Raw genomic sequence first — 19,912 nt, forward strand, 5'->3', positions numbered from 1 at the left:
CTGTGGTTTTCAGTTTTTTTGAATAAATCCATCACCATTGGCACACTGTTTTGCCTGTCTGAAAGGCGTAATCTCTCTGCAAGTATTAAAATTATCTATATTTGGTATGGGAGGTCGTATGAATATTTCCAGAATGCCAGCTCTGTTTGTTGGTCATGGCAGCCCAATGAATGTACTGGAAGAAAATCGTTATACCAACGCCTGGCGTGAGCTTGGCGAAAGGTTGCCTGTCCCCAGAGCGATTCTGGTGATTTCTGCTCATTGGTACACTAATGGCACTGTTGTAACTGCCATGACTCAGCCGAAGACTATCCATGATTTTCGTGGCTTTCCACAGGAATTGCATGAAACTCAGTATCCGGCAAAGGGATTACCTGAGCTGGCCGCTTTAGTGCAAGAAATACTGGAACCTGTGGCGGTTTATGCCGATCACCATCAATGGGGATTAGATCACGGGACTTGGGGCATTCTGATTAAGATGTATCCTCAGGCCAATATTCCTGTGGTGCAGTTGAGTATAGATGACGCTAAGCCAGCGACGTATCACTATGAATTAGGGAAAAAGCTGGCTACTTTGCGAGATGAAGGTGTGTTGATCCTGGGAAGTGGTAATGTGGTACACAACCTTCGTGCCATGAAGCGGCAGGAACCTAATGCTGAACCGTACCCTTGGGCAGAAACATTTAACCATTATGTGCGTGATAACCTTGCCAGCAATGAGCAGCCTTATCCTTTGGTTCATGCATTGGACAGAGAAGATGGTCAGTTATCCAATCCCTCTCCTGAACACTTTTTGCCATTGCTGTATGTCATGGGAACGTGGGATAGAAAAGAGGTGGTTTCTATTCCTGTCGATGGCATTGTGTCCGGGTCATTGAGTATGTTATCTGTACGGGTTGGTTAAATAGTCAATTTTTGTGCTGTATTGATTGAAGTTTTTTACCCTTTTGTTAGGATCCCCGGTGGCGAGATCATCGCCACCTTGTCCGCGGAAAGGGCTGCGCCCATGATCATTGAAACGGTATGCCGTATGGCTTTCCCTTTTCTGTCTGACTGGCAGAACAGCCTCATACAAATAAGCAATTATTTCAGCAACTCACTGAGCATAATGAACCTCTGCCGTGGCTGGGCGATATTATGCTTGATGTCATTATTGATAATCTGTGCCTTGCACCAGAACCGGCAATATATTTTGACTCTGCGTCTTCAACATTGATGCTGACGCAGTTTGGCCGGGAATTACTGGCTAATAAGCGGGATTGGATAGAGAGTTTTCCTCTGGATCGCTGGTTGGGAGGTGTGCTTATTATGGGAGGTCAAGCTTGTTGGCGCTGGCATCAACAACGGAGAAACCTGATATTCTCGGATTGATATAAGACCGATATATCAGCCATAAATTAATGGATGTAGGCTTTGTTGAGGTAGATACGTTCCAAATCATCTTGAGCTTTAAGTGTCCAATAAACTTCCATGCTTATCATGTTTTCAGCTTGGATGTGAAATTAATAACATCTGAATGGCTAACAATACGGCCTGTATCGACATCCGTAAGGCCAGACAAAATCATTTGGTGGCGACGTTCACGTTCCTCAATCATTGAGGTAAGAGCCTCTTTAATGATCCGCGACTTTGAGCGGTCTAACTCTTTGGCTAAATCGTTTATGGCTGTAGCTAGTTTGATAGGTATCTGCGCGGTAATCGTCTGTTTTGCTGATATGGACATAAGAACTTCCAATAATCGTTATTGACCACTATGGCATCAATAATAGTCAGATTCTTTGCTGAGAAAAGTAGTTCTCCTTTTATGAAAGGGTACTTTCTGGTTAATTATGCTCAAGGTATGAGTAAATACATTTTTAAATCATCAATTCATGCTCAATGGATGGTAAAAAAAGGGTTGCCTATTGAAGTGAAAAAATCCATTGCATTTTCAATGATGTATTGTGTATCGTTAGAGTTCGAAGAGTTACAGTCAAATTTTGTTTTTTCAAATATTACTGACAGTGGGTTTAGTTGTGAAGATTTAATTTCAAATTTATTGGGTTTTTATAAATCAGTGCAACCAAGGGATTATATGTCTTTAATAAAACCCAAATCTAAAGAGTATGCATATAAAATATGGGATTATTACGGTCCTGTAGGTAAGTATAAGAATAAAGAGTTAAGACCTTGGGTTTTTCCTGATCCGGAGAGGTACCCTAACAATGCTTTTCCGTATAAGAAGAATTTGCCATATTATTTAAATACAATTAAACCTTTTTCTTCTTATGAGAAAAATATTGTTATAAGTCATGTAAAGCCAATAGCTTCTTATGAGGTTAAGTTGTGAGAACATTATTTTTTTTTCGTATTTTTTTTCTTCGTTCTTATCTTTTGGGGGTGGTGGTTTTTATCAATGCCTAATGTATTTTATAGTGAGAAAGATTTTTTTAAATATAATTTATTAACTTATAATGAGATAAGGAACTCTCCCCGTGTATCAGAAAATTATGTTTTCGAATACTCGCCGAATGATGAAACATCACCACAAAGAAGCACCATTTATTTCTGTGATTTAAAAGATATAAACTCCAGTTATAATGAACTGGTTCATTATATAAATGAAAATGGTTTTTTTATATCAAGAAATAATTCGTTGTTATATAAAGATAGCTCAAAAGATGATGTGTATTTTATCTTGGATAAAGTTATTTTTAATAAAAAGGAATGTTTAGAATTGATCTTTTCAAAAGAGATTAAATAATTTTAATTATTTCTTTTGTTTTATAAGTTATAATTTTAACGAGCGATTTTATTTTATACATGGTGTTTTATGATGGATGTAATATAGTGGTTTTATTAAGGTTTTTTATAATTAATTATGGATATAAAATTTTTATGGGTCGAAATTATGAATAAGTTAACAGTGGTAATAACGGTGATAATATTTACTTTTATTAGTGTTTATTTATGATGCCTAATGTTATTTATAAAGAAAATGACTTCTTAAAATATCATCTGCTTACGCATAAAAAAATAAAAGAAGTCCCGCGTATTTCTCTGGATTATTTTTTTGAATATTATCCGAATGATGAATCATCACCTATATATAGCTCTGTTTATTTTTGTGATTTGAAACGTATGGCGAATAACTATAATGAAATCGTTAATTATATAAAATCAACTGGTTATACAGTAAATAATGATAACATATGGTATATAAAAGGCGCTGAAACTATATATGACGATGCTTTTATGCTGTCAAAATCGCCTGTAGTTGGAAGTGAAAAGAAAGAGAATTGCTTAGGATTGACCTTTTCTGAAAGTGTTAAATGACTTTAATAAGCTCTGGTTATTAACAGATATTATTAAGGAATTAATGTTTTTAATCAAGAATGTTTGGTATTGGCCTTTTCAAAAGAAATAAAATGATTTGGATTATTTGGGGATTACTCCCCAAAATATTAATTTCAACTAACCCTTTCATCCCATATGCTATATCCTGATGTACCTGCGATATGGTGTTTCCAAGTTATATTTCCATAGGCAATGGATATAATCTCATAGGGTTGTGCATCATTATGGGTAAGTGAATTGGGATAATGGGTAGATATATTGGTTATCGATGCATGCATGATTTCAATTGAATAATATTTTTCTTGAGAACCATTATTTGATGTTCTGTAAAAATCTAATCTGCAATTTATTGATTCGTTTTCTGATATTGCTATGCCTAATAGCGGCGAGGATTTGTCTATTGGCTTAGTGATTGAGATAGGTGAGTGATTAACATTTTGTTCTCTGCTGATATCATGGTCAAATGAGTAGACATAAATTTCATTTTCATGACCAGTTTGATATTTATTGCCGATAGAATCATAGGTAGAACAACCGCTGGATATCAGCCCTTGCTTTTTACCTGTGATGGTTAAATATATTGTGTTCGCCATATTATTTATCCTTTTTTTATAAGCTTGTAAGGGTACAATGTTTTTTCATCGGATTTTCAAGGGAGGAATTTGCGGTATTTTACGATCTTTCTTATTCCTCCCTTGTCTGGATATTAATCCAAAATAATGTGCGGATAGAAGCGGGATAAATCCTGGGTTATCAGTTCACGGTCTTCACGCAAACCAATACCACAAGGCTGATCATTGACCAACCAGCTACCAATCAACGTATAACTGTCACCGAATTTTGGCAGTGTATGGAATTGCTGAACGATCATGCCTTCTTTACCGTAAGGACCATCAGCACTGGCAATTTCCTTACCATTCTCAATGATACGGATATTCGCCCCTTCCCGTGAGAACAGTGGCTTAATAACATAGCTGTCCATTGCTGGATGGTTATCATCAGCAAAATAAGCGGGTAACAGGTTTGGATGATTCGGAAACATCTTCCATAACATTGGCAGTAATGCTTTGTTAGAGATAATGCTCTTCCAGGCAGGTTCTAACCAGCGAACGCCGGCATCTTCCAGTTTGGTGGCGAAAATCTCACGAAACATCATCTCCCAAGGATAGAGTTTGAACAGATTGCTGATCACCTGGTCTTGCAGATCAGTAAACTGGCCTTTCTCACCCAGACCGATCTCTTCGATAAACAAGAATTCAGTCGGGACACCGGCTTCCAGCGCGCAATCCTGTAAGTACTGAATGGTACCGCGATCTTCTTGCGTATCTTGACAGCAGGCCATGTGCAGTAAGCCAAAACCATGTTCATCACGCAACTGAGCAAAGCGTTCAATCAACTGCTCTTGCATGCTGTTGAATTGATCGGCATGTGCTGGCAACAAACCGGTATTCATCTGATCTTCCAACCAGATCCATTGGAAAAAAGCAGATTCATACAGTGAAGTTGGCGTATCGGCATTATTTTCCAACAGTTTTGCCGGGCTTTTACCATCGTAAGCCAAATCCAACCGGGAATAGAGTGACGGCTGGCTGGTAATCCAGGAACTGCGGACAAAATCCCAGCAATGTTTTGGGATCTGGAATTTAGTCAACAGCTCTTCACTGTCGATGACTTTTTCTACCACTTGCAAACACATCTGATGCAACTCGGCAGTGGTATTCTCGATTTCTTCAATTTGAGCAAGAGAAAACTGGTAATAAGCATCTTCACACCAGTATGGCTCGCCATGCATGGTGTGAAAATTAAAACCATATTCTGTCGCTTTCTCGCGCCAGTCCGGGCGCTCAGTAATAGCAATGCGTTTCATCCGTGATTAGCCCCCCATTGAACGTGAAGTGGAGCCAGAAGAGGAACTGCGTTGCATGGTTGACTGTTTTGCAACAGAGTCACCGAAACCGCCACGGGTGACAGTTGTTGTCGTGGCGGGTTTTGGCGCCATAGCGGTTTTAGGAACCGTCATGGAACGGCCACCAGCAGTAGCAGGGCCATAGCTTTTGCCTGTCGCATCAACAAATTTACCGTTTGCCGGGCTGGTGGCAGATTTGGAGCTAAACAGCGGTTGTGATGGTGCTGCGCCGCCGCCCATCAGACGCCCCATCATAAAACCTGCCATCAGAGGCATCCAGAAGCTGCCACTTTGCTGCGGTTGGGCTTGTGCATTGCTATTCGCAGCTGTGCTGGAGCCATCCGATGCACTGCTGCCAAGGCCCGCCTGTGCCGGAGCCTGAGTACATTGTGCTTCACCAAACTCAGCGATGCAGTCTTCTTTGGTCGCATATTTAGGCGCTGTTTTTTCCGCTTCTTTCAACGCGTTGTTGTAAGTCAGATTACATTGTTCACTTTGTGATGGGTTTGCCTGAGAACAATCATCTGCATTCATGTAAAGAGAGACGGTTTCATCACTCTGTTCACAGGCAGATAACATGAAAACCGCACTGACAGCCATTGCCACAGGCGCAAGGCGATAACTGCGCCAGGCTTTACGGAATGTGTCGTGATTAATATTTTTGGTCCGCTTTATTGTCATAGTCGTATACCCAGATTTTAAGTGTCTGTGATGCTTTAATGAAATAGCTCTAAGGATAGGGGAAAGATGAGCAAAATTAAAGCATAAACCTTCGAATTGATAGCCTAATTTTTTGTCTGACAAAGCGGTTGCTGGATATTGATTGTCTGGTATTCCGTTAAATCTGGTTTTAATGTGGTGAAATAGATATGTGAATTTTAAAAAACAGTGCTGTAATTGACATTTTGTGGTATTAATCCTGCCCGTATAAGTTCTAGTAAATTAAGGATAATTAAACGGGTAACGTTATGAAGTAAATAAATCTACTAATTATATTATCTGCTGTTATAGCGTCAGCAAATAATCTCGGTAATATAATCTTAAATTAGTCACTAATTGTTATTATATTATTATTGTTGTATTTTCTATTTTAATTAAGGAGCTTAAGTAGTATGGATAAAAGTCAATATTCAAAAAAATGGCAAGCGCGTTTTACATTCTTTGAACAACATGGTGCTCCTAAGGCATCTGAGTATAGCGCTGCTATAAAAGCGGAATCTTTTGGACGCCGTATCTTGTTGAACATGAATTTTATCGCCTTCTTTTTTGGTTTTATTTACTTCTTTGTTTTAGGTTTATGGCGTAAAAATCTGGCTTTATTCGGTATCGCTGTTGTAGTGGGTATACTATTAGGGATTATTGAAAGTATTCTGAATATTGAGATCTCTCCAGTTGTTAGCATGAGTATTAACTGTGCTTTCGCGGCAATATGGGGAATAACCGCTAACTATGCTTATTATCTAAAAGAAAAGGTGAATAGTCAGAGTTGGAACCCATTTGAAGGATTTTTCTGATTTATATATTTTCTGCACTAAGGTAAATATCAGATTTTCTTACAGAGTAGATTGTCGTTGGCAGGCAATAAAACAGCCCGCTTTATGGCGGGCCGTTAATTAGTGAAGGTGAAGGGCTGAATTAATTACGGCCAGATGTTACTGGTGCGTCTGTTTCCCGAACAATACTGCTGGCTGATGTTGAGATCTGTTTATCCAGCGTATTATTCAGAGCTGCTAAATCGTTCTCATTAAGCGTGCCAAGTGCGTGCTGAATGTTCAGTTGATTAATCAGATAATCATAGCGAGCGTTGGACAGTTTTTGTTTGGCATCGTACAACGTTGTCGTCGCATTTAGCACATCAACAATGGTACGTGTACCGACCTGATAACCGGCTTCCATTGCATCCAGTGAGCTTTGCGCGGAAACAACAACCTGCTTGTAGGCGTTGATACTGCTGATGGAGGCAGATATGTTGTTAAAAGAGGAACGGACAACCTGTACAACATTGCGATAGGTGCTTTCCAACTGTTCGCTGGCGCTGACAAAACCATATTGTGCCTGTTCAACTCGGGAACTGGTTGCCCCGCCGCTGTAAATTGGCAGACTGAGTGTCAGACCAACACTGTTTTCGCCATTATAGGCATTGCCGGGTTTTCTGCCTGGCTCATAGCCGGAGCCGTGAGACTGGACGTTTGAAACGCCGGTAGAGGCGCTTAGATCAATTTTTGGCATATGGCCGGTTTGTTCTGCTTTGATTTGCTCACGAGCCAGATCCTGACCTAAACGTGCAGATAACAGGCTTAAATTACGTTTCTCCGCCTCTTTCACCAGAATATCCACGGCTTCTGGTTTATGCGTTTTGAAACGGTCAATATTCAGCGAAGATAACTGAGGGTAATAAGTACCGGTTACCTGACGCAGAGCCTCTAATGCATTATCCAGATCATTGCGGCCGACTACTTCCTGAGCGAGCACGCTGTCGTAGTTAGCCCGGGCGTTCTGGACATCAGTGATTGCGACCAGACCGACATTAAAACGCTGAGTGATTTGATCCAACTGGCGGTAAACAGCTGCTTTCTGCGCTTCAATGTAAGAGAGTGAATCAATAGCGCGCAGTACTTTGAAATAAGCCGTTGCACTATCCAAAATCAGTTTTTGTTCACTGCTCTGGTAGGTAACGTCAGCAATACCCGCCGTTTTTTCTTGTAAGTTCAACTGGCGCCATTTAGACATATCAAAAATGGTTTGAGTCAGCTTAAGCGTCGCGCTTAAGGCATTGTTTTCTGTGTCACGTGTATCGCGGTAACCACTGTTGTAGGTATATCCCGTATTTAATCCCAACTGAGGTAATAATGGACTACGGGATTCATTAATTTTTTCAAAAGCCGCATTACGCTCAGCCATTGATTTACGTAGTTCAGGATTACTTTCTTTTGCTTGCTTATAAACCTGCAAAAGATCTTCAGCCTGACTGACAGAGCTAAATCCCGCTAGGCTCATAGCGATAAAAAGGGAGAGCAGTTTCTTCATTTGCATTCCTTGTTGTGCAGCTATTTTGCTTGTTGCCTTGATGAAAAACGAAATATCACTGATTCTAGCAGAGTATGCTATCAGTCGAAGGTAGCCGTTTGTGCCATATTGCCTTAATTTAGCTTAACTTTACACCACCAAAAGGTGAATTTTTTAACTCTGCTTGATTAATATCATTTAGTGGCTAGCAAGTAAGGAAGTATATCAGGAGAATTTTATGAATAAAAAGCTGTCAATGCCAGTCATGCTGAATAAACAAGATGTGGAAATTATCGCGAAAAAGAGTTTGTACAAAGGATTCTTCAAATTGACAAATTACCGCTTCCGTCATCGTCTGTTTGCTGGTGGTTGGAGCGAAGAGGTCAGTCGCGAAGTTTTTGAACGGGGACATGCGGGGGCTCTGTTGCCTTATGATCCACGCCGCGATGAAGTTGTGTTGATCGAACAGATACGAATTCCGGCGATAGAAACTAAAGCAACGCCGTGGTTGCTGGAAATTATTGCCGGTATGATTGAAGAGGGCGAAGATGTAGAGCGTGTGGTGCGCCGTGAAGCGATGGAAGAGGCGGGAATTGAAGTTAAACGTTGTAAACCGGTGTTAAGTTACCTCTCCAGCCCTGGAGGAACAACTGAACGTATTTCTGTGATGGTGGGGGAAGTTGATGTCACTAAAGCTGCCGGTATTCATGGATTGTCGGGTGAACATGAAGATATTCGGGTGCATGTGGTCAGCCGTGAGCAGGCTTATCAATGGATGGAAGAGGGAATTATTGATAATGCCGCTTCAGTGATTGCGATACAATGGTTAGCATTGCACCATGAAAAGTTAAAAAAAGCGTGGAATTCAGATAATTCCTGATTTTTAACCGAGAAAAGGGAAGTGTGTGCCAGTCAGCAGATCTCTTGCGTTAAAACGGGTTATGATGCTCGCCAATGATTTATAGGACAAGGAAACCATTTGGAAAGCCAGTTTAAACTGCCTGTGGTAGAAGGAACCACAGCCAAAATATTGCAAATAACAGATACGCATCTTTTTGCCGGCAAAGAAGAGACTTTGTTGGGTATTAATACTTATCGCAGTTACCACGCGGTGCTGGATGCCATCCTCAAACAAAATGCTGATATTGATTTAATCGTTGCGACAGGTGATTTGGCACAGGATCAGTCGCTGGAAGCCTATCGGCATTTTGCCGATGGTATTGCCCGTTTGCCGGCACCTTGTGTCTGGTTGCCCGGTAATCATGATTACCAGCCTGCTATGGTGGATGCTCTGGCGGCCGCGGGTGTTTCTCCGTCGAAACAGATTTTGGTCGGTGAGCATTGGCAACTCCTGATGCTTGATAGTCAGGTAGCAGGTGTTCCGCACGGAGAGCTGTCGGAATATCAGCTTGAATGGATGAAAAAGTGCCTGGATATATATCCTGAGCGTTACACGGTGATCTTGCTTCATCATCATCCATTACCATCGGGTTGCATCTGGCTGGATCAGCATAGCTTGCGTAATTCACATATCTTGGCTGAGTACCTGCAAGGTTATTTTCGGGTTAAGGCGATGCTTTGCGGGCATATCCATCAGGAGGTGGATATGGACTGGAATGGCATTCGTATGATGGCGACACCATCAACAAGCGTGCAATTCAAGCCACACTGCACTAATTTTACGCTTGATACGGTTGCGCCGGGATGGCGTTATCTCGAATTATCTATTTCTGACCGTGGCGAATTTGGTTTGACAACTCAGGTCCATAGACTGGAGAGCAATGAATTCTGCCCTGATTTAGATTCGGATGGATACTAGGTTGTGTTTGTCTCCTTGTGCCGCTGTGTTACTCTCTGCTTATTGGGCCTGCCAAGCCTCACCATTTGTGGCTTATCGCATAGGAACATAGCGGCCAGTGGTATTTACGCACAATTGAGGGACACAGCCTGATGCCAACATTACTCTATCTGCATGGTTTTAACAGTTCCCCGCAATCTGCAAAAGCGAATGCCCTGAAAAAGTGGCTGCATCAGCATCATCCTGACATTGACATGTTGGTGCCTCAGTTACCGCCGTATCCTGAAGAAGCGGCTGAACTGCTGGAAAATCTGGTGGTGGAACGTGCCGGGGATAATTTGGGGATTGTTGGCTCTTCTCTCGGCGGTTATCTGGCGATATGGCTTTCACAATGTTTCAGTTTACCCGCAGTTGTTGTCAATCCGGCTGTTCGCCCGTTTGAGTTACTGCGGGATTATCTTGGGGAAAATATTAACCCCTATACCAATCAACGGTATACTTTTGAACAGCGCCATATCCATGATCTCAAAATCATGCATATTGAACCGCTAGAGTCACCGGATCTTATCTGGTTATTGCAGCAAACCGGGGACGAGGTGCTGGATTATCGTCAGGCCGTTGCCTATCTTGTATTATGTAAGCAAACTATTGAATCTGGTGGTAGTCACACTTTTATCGGGTTTGAGCACTATTTCCCACAAATCATCAACTTTCTTGGGTTTTCCAGTGATGGCGAGAAAAAACTTGCCAAAAATGTTTGAACGACTGGTATTATCAACAGTATACAAAACTGATTAGCCCTTTAATCAAGAAGCAACCGACAGAATTACAACATGACTCAATCTAGTTACAACGCAGATGCCATTGAAGTTCTCAGTGGTCTGGAGCCGGTTCGCCGTCGTCCGGGAATGTACACTGATACAACTCGTCCGAACCATTTGGCACAAGAAGTGATCGATAACAGCGTGGATGAAGCTTTGGCGGGTCACGCTAAACATATTGAAGTGATCCTTCATAGCGATCAGTCACTGGAGATCATTGATGATGGCCGTGGTATGCCGGTTGATATTCATCAGGAAGAAGGGGTTTCAGCGGTTGAATTGATCCTGAGCCGCTTACATGCCGGTGGTAAATTTTCTAATAAAAACTATCAGTTTTCCGGGGGCCTTCACGGTGTGGGGATCTCGGTGGTTAACGCTTTGTCTAAGCGGATTGAAGTTACCGTCCGCCGTGATAGCCAGGTTTATCAAATCGCTTTTGAGAATGGCGATAAAGTGCAGGAGCTGGTGGTGATCGGCAGTTGTGGTAAACGCAATACCGGTACCAGTGTTCACTTCTGGCCTGATGAAAGTTTCTTTGACAGCCCACGTTTCTCGGTTTCTCGTCTGACGCATTTGCTGAAAGCGAAGGCGGTTTTGTGTCCGGGGGTGGAAATTGTTTTTAAAGATAAAATCAACGATACCGAGCAAAAATGGTGTTATGCCGATGGTCTGACCGACTATCTGATGGCGGCGGTTAATGGCTTGATAACATTGCCGCAAGCCGCTTTTGTCGGTACTTTCAGCGGTGAAACTGAAGCGGTTGACTGGGCGCTGCTCTGGTTGCCTGAAGGGGGGGATCTCCTGACTGAGAGTTATGTGAACCTGATCCCGACGATGCAGGGCGGTACCCATGTAAACGGGCTGCGTCAAGGGTTACTGGATGCCATGCGTGAATTTTGTGAATTCCGCAATATCCTGCCACGCGGTGTGAAGCTTTCTGCCGATGATATCTGGGATCGTTGTGCTTACGTTCTGTCTGTAAAAATGCAGGACCCGCAATTTGCCGGTCAGACGAAAGAACGTCTCTCTTCCCGTAAATCCGCTGCCTTTGTTTCTGGTGTCGTCAAAGATGCTTTCAGCTTGTGGTTGAACCAGAATGTTCAGGAAGCAGAGCAATTGGCTGAATTGGCGATCGCCAGCGCACAGCGCAGAATGCGCGCCGCGAAAAAGGTGGTGCGTAAAAAACTGACCAGTGGCCCTGCGTTACCGGGAAAATTAGCTGACTGCACATCACAGGATCTGAATCTCACCGAGTTATTTTTGGTGGAAGGGGATTCTGCGGGCGGTTCGGCGAAACAGGCCCGTGATCGTGAGTATCAGGCGATCATGCCGTTGAAAGGAAAAATTCTGAATACCTGGGAAGTCTCTTCGGATGAAGTGTTAGCGTCACAGGAAGTCCATGATATCTCAGTTGCTATTGGCATCGACCCGGATAGCAACGATCTCAGCCAGTTACGCTATGGTAAAGTCTGTATTCTGGCGGATGCCGACTCAGATGGCTTGCATATTGCGACGCTGTTGTGTGCATTGTTTGTCCGCCACTTCCCAACATTGGTTAAGAATGGCCATGTTTATATGGCAATGCCGCCTTTATATCGTATCGATTTGGGCAAAGAAGTGTATTACGCATTGGATGAAGAGGAAAAGATCGCGGTGCTGGATCGCCTAAGCCGCAAACGGGGTAAGCCTAACGTACAGCGCTTTAAAGGGTTGGGTGAGATGAACCCACTGCAACTGCGTGAAACGACGTTAGACCCGAACACCCGCCGTCTGGTGCAATTGACTATCAATGATGAAAACTACCAGGAAACCTTCTCTGTGATGGATATGCTTCTGGCGAAGAAGCGTTCAGAAGATCGCCGTAACTGGCTGCAAGATAAGGGTGATACTGTGGAAATTGAAGTGTAACGCCCACAGGGATAGTCAAAGAAGATTCTGAGGAAATTAACGAATGAGTGAGATAACTCACGATGGTGTGGAGCGTTTGCCGCTCCACTCGTTTACTGAAAACGCCTATTTGAACTACTCCATGTACGTCATCATGGACAGGGCGCTGCCTTTTATCGGTGATGGTTTGAAACCGGTTCAGCGCCGTATTGTTTATGCCATGTCAGAACTTGGGCTGAACAATACCGCTAAATTTAAGAAATCCGCCCGTACTGTAGGTGATGTATTGGGTAAATACCATCCACATGGTGATGGTGCCTGTTATGAAGCGATGGTGCTGATGGCGCAGCCATTCTCTTACCGTTATCCACTGGTGGATGGACAAGGGAACTGGGGGGCGCCGGATGATCCTAAATCTTTCGCCGCGATGCGTTATACCGAATCCCGTTTGTCCAAATATGCAGAGTTGCTGCTGACGGAATTAGGGCACGGCACTGTTGACTGGGTACCGAACTTTGACGGCACATTGCAGGAACCGAAAATGCTGCCGGCGCGTTTACCCAATATTCTCCTGAATGGTACCACCGGTATTGCGGTAGGGATGGCGACAGATATCCCGCCTCATAACGCGCGTGAAGTGGTTAATGCACTGATAACGCTGCTGGATAAGCCACAAAGCTCCCTTGATGAGCTGATGGTACATGTTAAAGGTCCTGATTATCCGACCGAAGCGGAGATCATCACGTCGCATGAAGATATCCGTAAAATTTATAAAAGTGGCCGCGGTTCGGTACGAATGCGTGCAGTTTGGTCAAAAGAAGATGGCAATGTGGTGATCACTGCGCTGCCACATCAGGTTTCTGGTGCCAAAGTACTGGAACAGATCGCCAACCAGATGCGGGCTAAAAAATTGCCGATGGTTGATGATTTACGTGATGAATCTGATCATGAAAATCCAACCCGTCTGGTGATTGTTCCCCGGACAAACCGGGTGGATGTGGAGCAGGTAATGAACCACCTGTTTGCGACAACCGATCTGGAAAAGAGTTATCGCGTCAACCTGAATATGATCGGATTGGATAACCGCCCGACCGTAAAAGGTTTGGTTGAGATCCTTTCCGAATGGCTGGTATTTCGCCGGGAAACGGTACGTAAGCGTTTGAACCATCGTCTGGAAAAAGTCCTTAAACGCCTGCATGTGCTGGAAGGTCTATTGATCGCGTTTCTCAATATTGATGAGGTCATCCACATTATTCGTAGTGAGGATGAGCCAAAACCGGTGTTAATGGAACGTTTTGGTTTAAGTGAGACTCAGACGGAAGCCATTCTGGAACTGAAATTACGTCACTTAGCTAAATTGGAAGAGGTGAAAATCCGTGGCGAACAGGATGAATTGGCAAAAGAGCGTGATAAGTTACAGGCAATTTTAGGTTCTGAGCGTAAGCTGAACACGTTATTAAAGAAAGAGATTATTGCTGATGCGGCGACTTATGGCGATGAACGTCGTTCTCCAATGAGAGAGCGTGATGAAGCCAAAGCCATGAGCGAGCACGACATCACACCTTGTGAGCCAGTGACCATCGTACTGTCAGAGATGGGTTGGGTGCGCAGTGCGAAAGGTCATGAGATCGATCCGGCCGGGCTGAATTACAAAGCGGGCGACAGTTTCCGTGGCGCGGCTCGTGGTAAGAGCAATCAGCCGGTGGTTTTTATTGATACAACGGGCCGTAGCTACTCGCTTGATCCGCGGGATATGCCTTCTGCCAGAGGTCAAGGGGAGCCACTGACGGGGAAATTGACCCTGCCCGCGGGTGCGACGGTAGAACATGTACTGATGGCACCTGATGAACAGAAATTTTTGATGGCATCTGATGCCGGTTACGGTTTTATCTGTACTTTTAGTGATCTGGTAGCCAAAAACCGGGCGGGTAAGGCACTGATTACATTGCCGGAAAAGGCTGGCGTCATGACGCCGCTGGAAATAAATAACGCGCAGGATGATATGCTGCTGGCAATCACCAGTGCAGGCCGGATGTTAATGTTTCCGGTTGCGGATTTACCTCAGCTTTCCAAAGGGAAAGGAAATAAGATCATCTCTGTTCAGTCAGCGTCAGAAAATGATCTATTGAGTTGGTTATTGATACTACCGCCACAATCGTCAATTACACTTTACTTTGGTAAACGTAAACTGACTCTGCGTCCTGAGGATTTACAGAAATTCCGTGCAGAGCGTGGGCGTAAAGGAACATCTCTACCTCGTGGGTTACAACGTATTGAGCGGGTTCAGGTTGATACACCTCTCTCTGCGATCGGTGTAACTAAATAGTGGAATTAAATGAAACTAACGGGCTTGAGTGAGGCCCGTTAAACAAGAGGCAGCTATGTTAGCTATTATTCGTGGCATTATTGTTATCCTGTTTTCGATTGTGGTGTGTGTACTCGGTGGTATTTACTGTTTATTCAGACCCCGTCATCCGGACCATGTCATGGTATTTGGTAATATGTTTGGTCGGTTGTCGAAAATATTTGGCATTAAAATAATTGAGCGTATTCCTGCTGACGCCAAAAATTATGGTCCGAGTATCTATATAGGCAACCATCAGAACAACTATGACATGATAACCATGTCCAATGCGGTTCAGCCGGGTACGGTGACGGTAGGTAAAAAAAGTCTGGTGCTGATCCCGTTTTTTGGTCAGCTTTATTGGCTGACAGGTAATATTCTGATTGATCGAAATAACCGTGCTAAAGCACACGGCACTATTACCCAGGTTGTCGAGCAGATTCAAGAACGCGATATTTCTGTCTGGATGTTTCCGGAAGGGACGCGCAGCCGTGGCCGTGGCTTGCTGCCGTTTAAAACCGGTGCTTTCCATGCCGCTATCTCTGCGGGAGTGCCGATTGTCCCGGTTTGTGTCTCTTCCATCACGAATGGCAATATTAAGTTGAATCGCTGGGATAATGGCACCGTTATTGTGGAAATGTTGCCGCCCATTGATACTTCCGGATATACCAAAGAGCAGGTGCGTGAATTGGCAGAATATTGTCATCAGATAATGAAAGACAAAATAGACGCGCTGGATGAGGAATTAGCTGCAATGAAGGAGCAGGGTAAGTACTCATAATAGGTTATTTTTGTTTGCCGTCTTTTTTGTAATTAAGGGTGGGCTTGACAAAAGCGAACGTACTTTAATCCTCACATATCTGGTGTATGTGAGGATTTTTGCCTGTTGTCCGTGTCCACAATGTATTGATAGAAATGATATGTACTGATCGCTTACAGAGATAGATTCGTGTAATGCATTCAGATAGTTTAATTCTCTGCCTATTCGCGTTATGATGAGCGCTTGATAAATAATATTCTTGTTAAATGCAATCAAAAGGATAATAAACTTTAATAACTTCAATAATGAGTTATTAGCTTCCAGATGAATGATTGCAATATTTCAGGTATTTCTGAGGCACATAATACCCGGAATTTAATTGGGCTTGTTGCGGAGAAAATATGTCATTTAGTCGGCGCCAATTTATTCAGACATCAGGCTTGGCAATGTGTATCGGAGCCGCTCCTTTTGTGGTTGGGGCCAGCAAAAATCAGCAAACTGCCTTGCCGATTCCCCCTTTATTGGAATCTCGTGGTGGGCAGCCACTATTTCTGACTTTACAAAAAGCCCACTGGACGTTTGATGGACAATATAAAACCAGTGTGTGGGGGATTAATGGTCAATATCTTGGTCCGACTGTCCGGGTTCATAAAAACGATGACGTCAAACTGATATACAGTAATCGGTTAGCGGAGCCGGTTTCGATGACCGTCAGCGGATTGCAATTACCGGGAACGCTGACTGGTGGGGTAGCCCGTCAGATTTCTCCGGGGGCTGACTGGTCGCCGGTGTTGCCTATTCGTCAGCAGGCGGCGACTTGCTGGTATCATGCCAATACCCCTAACCGGATGGCACCGCATGTTTATAATGGCTTGGCGGGAATGTGGCTGGTGGAAGATGAAACCAGCCGTCATTTGCCGTTGCCAAAACATTATGGTGTTAATGACCTTCCGGTTATTTTGCAGGATAAACGGCTGGATAATTTTGGTGTTCCTGAGTATCAACCCGTCGCGGGTGGTGGGTTTATCGGTAATACATTGTTGGTTAATGGCGTACAAAATCCTTTTATTGAAGTATCCCGTGGTTGGATCCGTCTGCGTTTACTGAATGCATCCAATGCCCGCCGATATCAGCTACAGATCAGTGATGGTCGTCCTTTCTATATGATAGGCACCGATTTGGGGTTATTACCTGCGCCGGTAGCGGTTCCGCAACTGTCCCTTGCGCCAGGTGAACGGCGTGAAGTATTGATTGATATGTCTGAAGGGGATGAAGTTTCTGTTACCGCGGGTGAATCAGCCGGCATACTTGACAGGCTGCGTGGGTTGTTTGAACCCTCTACTATGCTGATTTCCAGCACAGTTCTGACCATTAAACCGACAGGTTTGTTATCTTTGGTGACAGATGCCTTGCCATCCCGTCTGGTCGATGATGTTATGCCGGTTTCTAACGTAATCCGTAACCGGGAAATTTATCTTGATGGTAATACGCCGGGAATTAATGGTGTGTTGTGGGATATGAACCGGGTAGATATTACCAGCCAGCAGGGAACATGGGAGCGTTGGATCGTAAATGCAACCTTCCCACAGCCGTTCCATATTGGCGGTGTGCAGTTTAAAGTGATAAATCACAATGGTGAGACACCTCAGCCACAGGATTATGGTTGGAAGGATACCGTCTGGGTTAATGGGCGCGTGGAATTACTGGTTTATATGAACCAGCCATCTTATGAACACTTCCCATTCCTGTATTACAGCCAGATCCTGGAAATGGCCGATCGCGGCTCTGTGGGGCAGTTAGTGACCATACCTGCCAATCAGTAAATCAAAATTTGGTGCGCGGTATTAATGCCGCGCACGTTTTAATTCTTATGGTCTATTATCGCTATATGGATTTTTTAGTCACCTTTCAGCATTAATCATTGAAATCAATTAATCAAGGAGATGACTGAATTCACTGAAATCAACGAATGTCTCAGGGATTGGCCCCAGACGTTTGCCGATATCCAGTGTTGTCATCGTGGTCAGATCTTCTTTGTCCAATTTGAAGTCGAACACTTCAAAATTCTCTCTGAGTCTTGATAATGTGGTTGATTTTGGGATCACAATCATACCGTTATCGATGTGCCAGCGGATAACTATCTGAGCTGGTGTCTTGCTGTACTTTTGTGCCAGATGTTGAACCAATTGATTATCAAATACGCCTTCACCACCTTGTGCCAGCGGGCTCCAGGATTCGGTAACAATATTATGAGTGGCATTCCAGGCATGAAGCTGGCGTTGTTGCAGTAGTGGGTGTAATTCGACCTGATTAATCACGGGATGAACGCCAGTTTCATTGATCAGCCGTTGGAGATGCTCGGTGTGGAAGTTAGAAACCCCGATACTGCGGATAAGCCCCTCTTTCTGTAATTCAATAAATTGCTGCCAGGCTTCTACATATTGATCTTGTGGTGGTGCAGGCCAGTGCATCAGATAAAGATCAATATAATCCAGTTGCAATTTTTCCAGACTTTCTGTCAACGCGGCGCGAACATCACCATGCCGGTCATTCCACAATTTGGTTGTGACAAAGATATCTTCACGGGGGATATCTGTTTCTTGTAGCGCTTTGCCTACTCCTTCCTCATTATTGTAAATAGCGGCGGTGTCAATTGCCCGATAACCGATATCCAGAGCAGCATGGATTGTGGTAATTACCTGTTGATTATCTGCGGCCCATGACCCAAGCCCCAATTGTGGCATATGGTTTCCATCAGCGAGTCTGATGATTGGTTGGTTGTCCATGACTACCTCCTAAAAGATAGATTTAAAATATCAGCTAAAATTAATAACGTAGCCTCATAGCAGGGTGGTTGATATTAAGTTGATGTTAAAGGTAATTGAAGAAAGTAATACGACAGGCGTGATCTAAGCCATGCATTTTGACTAAGATATGGCTCAATACATGAATTGACCGGTTTTATGGAGCGGCGACACCAGGAATATCACCCATTGACTGGGCCGCAGTTCACATAATATTGACGCATTAAGTTAAGAATAAAAATCCTGTTGCGGCTTGTAAACCATAATGACTTTTATTTACGTTTTGCTGCGGTGGTTTTCCTGTGGCACCAGTACATCAGCAGAGAGGCGATTAAACCACTTAACAACAGCACGATGGGTAAAATGATCAAAATGTTTATCACCAGATCCTGGTGGTTTTTAATAAACGGGATCTGATTGAGGAGATAACCAAAACCGACCATGATGACTACCCATAGTAAGCCACTGAGCCAGTTAAAAATTTGAAAACGTTTACTGTTGAGTCCGGATATACCTGCCAGTGTTGGTAACAGAGTACGGACAAAAGCCAGAAAACGGCCAACCAACAAAGCGGCCAGACCATGTTTGAAAAACAGCATATTGGCCCGTTGGCGGTACTGAATAGGAAGTTGCGCCAGCCAACCTTTAACCCGTTTTGTATCACCAAGCCATAGTCCTTGAAGGTAGCCGAGCCAGCAACCGATACTTGCCGCAGCTGTCAGTATGAAAACGGTTGGGATAAAACTCATTACCCCTTTGGCAATCAACGCGCCGGCGAGGATTAATAGCGTATCACCGGGCAGAAAAGCGGCGGGTAATAAACCATTTTCCAGAACCAGTGTTACAAACAGAATGCCATAGATAATCCAGAGAACATCGGGGTTGGCAAGTTTGGAAAAATCATGCTGCCATAATGCTTGCATGATCTCGTTTAGTACTTCCATTGTTTATCCTGTGACTGTTATAAGTGAATTTATTGCAATTGCATTATAAAAGTCAGTTTACCGCAAAATTTTGAGCATAGCTTGATTGATCTCTTGCTGGGGAAAACTTATGGTTGGTGTTCATTAATAAATTTAGCAAGACCCGCCGTAAACCCTCGCCTTTTGCGACACCCTCTTTAGAGGGTGTCGCAAAAGGGTTGAGGTCATTTTTTCAACGCGTCAAATTGAATCCAGCTCCCCTTCTTTAGTGCCTGTTATTTGTCCGAATAACAGGCTAAACATCACCCATAATATCAGAGCTACCGC

The 19,912-nt window shown here is 43.6% G+C and carries 20 protein-coding genes; 13 read left to right on the plus strand and 7 right to left on the minus strand.

Features of this window, described 5'->3' with window-relative positions:
• Positions 1-118: 118 nt before the first annotated feature.
• Complete coding sequence (gene ygiD / locus C5470_RS07485) at positions 119-904, plus strand: 4,5-DOPA-extradiol-dioxygenase (protein ID WP_166287340.1); 786 nt, start codon at positions 119-121, stop codon at positions 902-904.
• A gap of 233 nt (positions 905-1,137) precedes the next feature.
• Positions 1,138-1,371 carry a hypothetical protein gene (locus C5470_RS07490; RefSeq protein ID WP_131601384.1) on the plus strand — a complete coding sequence of 78 codons (234 nt, stop codon included), beginning with the start codon at positions 1,138-1,140 and terminating at the stop codon, positions 1,369-1,371.
• A 106-nt stretch (positions 1,372-1,477) separates the two neighbouring features.
• On the opposite strand, the gene C5470_RS07495 is transcribed toward C5470_RS07490, so the two are convergent.
• Positions 1,478-1,723, minus strand: coding sequence for a CopG family ribbon-helix-helix protein (locus C5470_RS07495; RefSeq protein ID WP_152962584.1), 246 nt, complete (start codon positions 1,721-1,723; stop codon positions 1,478-1,480).
• 81 nt (positions 1,724-1,804) lie between these two features.
• Between C5470_RS07495 and C5470_RS07500 the strand changes: the two genes are divergently transcribed.
• From C5470_RS07500 to C5470_RS07510, 3 genes are all read left to right on the plus strand, one after another.
• Positions 1,805-2,329, plus strand: coding sequence for a hypothetical protein (locus tag C5470_RS07500; RefSeq protein WP_166287342.1), 525 nt, complete (start codon positions 1,805-1,807; stop codon positions 2,327-2,329).
• A 66-nt stretch (positions 2,330-2,395) separates the two neighbouring features.
• Entirely contained in the window at positions 2,396-2,743 is a 348-nt protein-coding gene (locus tag C5470_RS07505) for a hypothetical protein (protein WP_051477055.1), read from the plus strand.
• A 206-nt stretch (positions 2,744-2,949) separates the two neighbouring features.
• Positions 2,950-3,315: a hypothetical protein gene (locus C5470_RS07510; protein ID WP_166287345.1), complete on the plus strand. Its 366-nt coding sequence runs from the start codon at positions 2,950-2,952 to the stop codon at positions 3,313-3,315.
• A 134-nt stretch (positions 3,316-3,449) separates the two neighbouring features.
• Here the strand turns inward: C5470_RS07510 and C5470_RS07515 are convergent, their stop codons facing one another.
• The 3 genes from C5470_RS07515 to C5470_RS07525 all read right to left on the minus strand — a co-directional run bounded on the left by C5470_RS07515 (position 3,450) and on the right by C5470_RS07525 (position 5,923).
• A complete protein-coding gene (locus tag C5470_RS07515; protein WP_021324148.1) occupies positions 3,450-3,929 on the minus strand; it encodes an Hcp family type VI secretion system effector in 480 nt (159 codons plus the stop codon).
• 113 nt (positions 3,930-4,042) lie between these two features.
• Entirely contained in the window at positions 4,043-5,203 is a 1,161-nt protein-coding gene (locus tag C5470_RS07520; protein ID WP_152962581.1) for a glutathionylspermidine synthase family protein, read from the minus strand.
• A gap of 6 nt (positions 5,204-5,209) precedes the next feature.
• Positions 5,210-5,923 (minus strand): DUF1190 family protein, encoded by a 714-nt coding sequence (locus C5470_RS07525; protein ID WP_166287348.1) that lies wholly within the window; start codon positions 5,921-5,923, stop codon positions 5,210-5,212.
• 431 nt (positions 5,924-6,354) lie between these two features.
• Between C5470_RS07525 and C5470_RS07530 the strand changes: the two genes are divergently transcribed.
• Positions 6,355-6,756, plus strand: coding sequence for a DUF2628 domain-containing protein (locus C5470_RS07530; RefSeq protein ID WP_036842289.1), 402 nt, complete (start codon positions 6,355-6,357; stop codon positions 6,754-6,756).
• Between the two features lie 121 nt (positions 6,757-6,877).
• Here C5470_RS07530 and tolC read toward each other — a convergent pair whose 3' ends face one another.
• On the minus strand, positions 6,878-8,269 hold the full coding sequence (tolC, locus tag C5470_RS07535; RefSeq protein ID WP_166287351.1) for an outer membrane channel protein TolC: 1,392 nt from the start codon (positions 8,267-8,269) through the stop codon (positions 6,878-6,880).
• 217 nt (positions 8,270-8,486) lie between these two features.
• Here tolC and nudF point away from each other — a divergent pair, with 217 nt between their 5' ends.
• The 7 genes from nudF (at position 8,487) to ftsP (ending at position 17,681) form a co-directional block, all read left to right on the plus strand.
• Entirely contained in the window at positions 8,487-9,128 is a 642-nt protein-coding gene (gene nudF, locus C5470_RS07540; RefSeq protein WP_166287354.1) for an ADP-ribose diphosphatase, read from the plus strand.
• A 99-nt stretch (positions 9,129-9,227) separates the two neighbouring features.
• Positions 9,228-10,067, plus strand: coding sequence for a 3',5'-cyclic-AMP phosphodiesterase (gene cpdA, locus C5470_RS07545; protein WP_166287357.1), 840 nt, complete (start codon positions 9,228-9,230; stop codon positions 10,065-10,067).
• A 131-nt stretch (positions 10,068-10,198) separates the two neighbouring features.
• Entirely contained in the window at positions 10,199-10,807 is a 609-nt protein-coding gene (gene yqiA / locus C5470_RS07550; RefSeq protein WP_036842294.1) for an esterase YqiA, read from the plus strand.
• Positions 10,808-10,879: 72 nt separating this feature from the next.
• Positions 10,880-12,775, plus strand: a complete 1,896-nt coding sequence (gene parE / locus C5470_RS07555; RefSeq protein WP_036842295.1) for a DNA topoisomerase IV subunit B — start codon at positions 10,880-10,882, stop codon at positions 12,773-12,775.
• Positions 12,776-12,818: 43 nt separating this feature from the next.
• Positions 12,819-15,080, plus strand: a complete 2,262-nt coding sequence (parC, locus tag C5470_RS07560) for a DNA topoisomerase IV subunit A (protein ID WP_036842296.1) — start codon at positions 12,819-12,821, stop codon at positions 15,078-15,080.
• Positions 15,081-15,135: 55 nt separating this feature from the next.
• Positions 15,136-15,879, plus strand: coding sequence for a 1-acylglycerol-3-phosphate O-acyltransferase (locus C5470_RS07565; protein WP_036842298.1), 744 nt, complete (start codon positions 15,136-15,138; stop codon positions 15,877-15,879).
• A gap of 380 nt (positions 15,880-16,259) precedes the next feature.
• Positions 16,260-17,681 carry a cell division protein FtsP gene (gene ftsP / locus C5470_RS07570; RefSeq protein ID WP_036842299.1) on the plus strand — a complete coding sequence of 474 codons (1,422 nt, stop codon included), beginning with the start codon at positions 16,260-16,262 and terminating at the stop codon, positions 17,679-17,681.
• Positions 17,682-17,789: 108 nt separating this feature from the next.
• Here ftsP and dkgA read toward each other — a convergent pair whose 3' ends face one another.
• Positions 17,790-18,644 carry a 2,5-didehydrogluconate reductase DkgA gene (gene dkgA, locus C5470_RS07575; protein WP_166287360.1) on the minus strand — a complete coding sequence of 285 codons (855 nt, stop codon included), beginning with the start codon at positions 18,642-18,644 and terminating at the stop codon, positions 17,790-17,792.
• A gap of 290 nt (positions 18,645-18,934) precedes the next feature.
• Positions 18,935-19,606 (minus strand): DedA family protein, encoded by a 672-nt coding sequence (locus tag C5470_RS07580; protein ID WP_036842303.1) that lies wholly within the window; start codon positions 19,604-19,606, stop codon positions 18,935-18,937.
• Between the last annotated feature and the right edge of the window lie 306 nt (positions 19,607-19,912).

This window comes from Photorhabdus stackebrandtii (assembly GCF_011189495.1).
In the GTDB taxonomy this organism is placed as follows: domain Bacteria; phylum Pseudomonadota; class Gammaproteobacteria; order Enterobacterales; family Enterobacteriaceae; genus Photorhabdus; species Photorhabdus khanii.

Excerpts from the sequence above, each read along its gene's own strand:
- ygiD (WP_166287340.1), top strand. The coding sequence starts at position 119 with ATGAATATTTCCAGAATGCCAGCTCTGTTTGTTGGTCATGGCAGCCCA.
- C5470_RS07490 (WP_131601384.1), top strand. The coding sequence starts at position 1,138 with ATGCTTGATGTCATTATTGATAATCTGTGCCTTGCACCAGAACCGGCA.
- C5470_RS07495 (WP_152962584.1), bottom strand. The coding sequence starts at position 1,723 with ATGTCCATATCAGCAAAACAGACGATTACCGCGCAGATACCTATCAAA.
- C5470_RS07500 (WP_166287342.1), top strand. The coding sequence starts at position 1,805 with ATGAAAGGGTACTTTCTGGTTAATTATGCTCAAGGTATGAGTAAATAC.
- C5470_RS07505 (WP_051477055.1), top strand. The coding sequence starts at position 2,396 with ATGCCTAATGTATTTTATAGTGAGAAAGATTTTTTTAAATATAATTTA.
- C5470_RS07510 (WP_166287345.1), top strand. The coding sequence starts at position 2,950 with ATGATGCCTAATGTTATTTATAAAGAAAATGACTTCTTAAAATATCAT.
- C5470_RS07515 (WP_021324148.1), bottom strand. The coding sequence starts at position 3,929 with ATGGCGAACACAATATATTTAACCATCACAGGTAAAAAGCAAGGGCTG.
- C5470_RS07520 (WP_152962581.1), bottom strand. The coding sequence starts at position 5,203 with ATGAAACGCATTGCTATTACTGAGCGCCCGGACTGGCGCGAGAAAGCG.
- C5470_RS07525 (WP_166287348.1), bottom strand. The coding sequence starts at position 5,923 with ATGACAATAAAGCGGACCAAAAATATTAATCACGACACATTCCGTAAA.
- C5470_RS07530 (WP_036842289.1), top strand. The coding sequence starts at position 6,355 with ATGGATAAAAGTCAATATTCAAAAAAATGGCAAGCGCGTTTTACATTC.
- tolC (WP_166287351.1), bottom strand. The coding sequence starts at position 8,269 with ATGAAGAAACTGCTCTCCCTTTTTATCGCTATGAGCCTAGCGGGATTT.
- nudF (WP_166287354.1), top strand. The coding sequence starts at position 8,487 with ATGAATAAAAAGCTGTCAATGCCAGTCATGCTGAATAAACAAGATGTG.
- yqiA (WP_036842294.1), top strand. The coding sequence starts at position 10,199 with ATGCCAACATTACTCTATCTGCATGGTTTTAACAGTTCCCCGCAATCT.
- parE (WP_036842295.1), top strand. The coding sequence starts at position 10,880 with ATGACTCAATCTAGTTACAACGCAGATGCCATTGAAGTTCTCAGTGGT.
- parC (WP_036842296.1), top strand. The coding sequence starts at position 12,819 with ATGAGTGAGATAACTCACGATGGTGTGGAGCGTTTGCCGCTCCACTCG.
- C5470_RS07565 (WP_036842298.1), top strand. The coding sequence starts at position 15,136 with ATGTTAGCTATTATTCGTGGCATTATTGTTATCCTGTTTTCGATTGTG.
- ftsP (WP_036842299.1), top strand. The coding sequence starts at position 16,260 with ATGTCATTTAGTCGGCGCCAATTTATTCAGACATCAGGCTTGGCAATG.
- dkgA (WP_166287360.1), bottom strand. The coding sequence starts at position 18,644 with ATGGACAACCAACCAATCATCAGACTCGCTGATGGAAACCATATGCCA.
- C5470_RS07580 (WP_036842303.1), bottom strand. The coding sequence starts at position 19,606 with ATGGAAGTACTAAACGAGATCATGCAAGCATTATGGCAGCATGATTTT.